The 1,944-nt window shown below is 52.9% G+C and carries 2 protein-coding genes; both read left to right on the top strand.

Annotation, left to right across the window (positions count from 1 at the left end):
* Positions 1-547 precede the first annotated feature (547 nt).
* The gene (locus ACEW72_RS01310) at positions 548-1,159 is read left to right on the top strand and encodes an ankyrin repeat domain-containing protein (RefSeq protein WP_373474574.1); all 612 of its coding nucleotides are present in this window, start codon (positions 548-550) and stop codon (positions 1,157-1,159) included.
* A 132-nt stretch (positions 1,160-1,291) separates the two neighbouring features.
* On the top strand, positions 1,292-1,944 hold a 653-nt coding region (locus tag ACEW72_RS01315), incomplete at its 3' end, for a ParA family protein (RefSeq protein WP_373474575.1).

Consider the following 1,944-nt stretch of genomic DNA (forward strand, 5'->3'; position numbering starts at 1 on the left):
GGGATGCTCCATGCTCGCCATATCGCTACGTGGCGCCATGTCGAGGGTGCCAAGCACAAAGAAGTCGCGCACCGGATGGCGCTCAGGAAGCAGATGGATCGTCACAAACCCATGTCGCCATAGCCAAATGGCTTTGACAAATGATTCGCACTATCACCGACCGCCCAACTCAAAGCTGTTGAAATGTGCAACATTTCTGCACTTCAACCAAAACGCACTATCGCCGACCAACTTCGCACCTCCAGCGACCGCACTTCGCACATTGACCGACCGCGTTTCGCACGTTTGCCGACCGCATTTCGCACATTGAGCGACCATACAAACCGAACTGCGCAATTGATTCAATGGATTGCAGCTGTTCTCCACAGCCTTAACTTATCTAACCATATTTAACTTATTTAACATCGGTTCGGTTTTCAAATTAATGCATGAATGCAGTGCGTTTGAATGCAGTGCGTTTGAATGCAGTCATTGCCTATAAATGAATTTTTCTTTAGTTATGTTCCGTGCTAAGAAGATTCCATGTTGAATTATTTCGGTGTTACATATGACATTAAATACTTTTAGCCTTGCAGGTGAGCTTGCTACACTCGGGAATAACTCCCCAGATCAATTCCAAAAGCTTCTGACTGAAGCGATTTCTGGTTGCAATTTGCGTGCTGTAAAACATCTTATTGATGCCGGAGCCAGTCCTGATGCCTCGGACACGCTCGGCAACACCGCCCTGCACATTGCTCTCAGCACGCGCAATACAGGGGTGGTCAACTTTCTTCTCAAACATAATGTCTATCTCAATGTCCAGAACAGTCTTGGCATCACCCCGCTGCACATAGCAGCCCGTTATCGCAATCCCGCGCTTGCAAAGCTGCTGATCAACAAAGGTGCGGCGCTCGATGTCCAGGACAAGTATGGCGAAACCGCGCTGTTCTGGGCTGCTCGCAATGACCGTCTCGCGATTGTAAAGCTGCTAGTCGACAACGGTGCCAGCTGTAATCTCAAGAGCCAGTCTAATTACCTCGCTGTGGACCTAGCTGCCCACAAAGGTTACATGGAGATTGTCAAGATACTTATGCCTAAGTCCGGCGATTTACATAACTGTCAGCGGCCTGCAACCCCAAGCCGAATTCCAGCCATTCGGACGGCCTTGAATCTGAAATAGATCATTGCTCTTTCGCCCGCGAATCGTTCTGGACTTCAGGCGTCACGACAGTACGCTGTCATGACGGCTCTGCGAATTGCCGTAGAGCCAGCTTGCCGTCACTGCGGGCGTTTCGCCCGAAAAGGATACTTCATGATTATTACTCTCGCTTCCTCCAAAGGTGGCGTCGGAAAATCTACGATCACTGGTTGTCTTGCCGGTGTCTGGGCAGCCGATGGGGACAAAGTCCACATTGTCGATCTCGATAACAATCGAACCGTCTCACGATGGTTTTCTGATACGGCACGACGGCCTGACGGCATTACGGTCACAGCACCAGACCCAGCAGGATTGACCGAGCATCTCGCTGAACTGGCCGCCACATCGAACCCGGACGTAATCCTCATCGACGTGGCTGGCACCTACGAGCGCGCACTGACTGTCGCCGTCGCGAGGGCTCATCTGACGCTCATCCCTGCCTCACCGACCGAGGCCGACATATTCGAAGCGTCTCGCGTCGCACACCATATCACCTCGGTCTACCAAGCATTCGGCCGCGAACCGCTTTACCGGCTGTTGCTCAACCGGGTGCCCACGCTGTCCTCATCAGGCCAACTCTATTCGACGCTTGAAATCGTTCGCCTGCGGCTGCCACGGATCAAGACCCGTGTCATGCAGCGCGCAGCTTACGAAGAACTGGGGCTTTCGGGCCAGCCGCCCCATTTTGCAGATCGCAAGCGCCCAACAGTCGCAAAGGCCGTGCAAGAGCTGGACGCCGTACGCGCCGATATCGAGGCGCTGTTGCA

The sequence above is a fragment of the Sphingorhabdus sp. genome, assembly GCF_041737645.1.
Lineage (GTDB): Bacteria > Pseudomonadota > Alphaproteobacteria > Sphingomonadales > Sphingomonadaceae > Sphingorhabdus_B.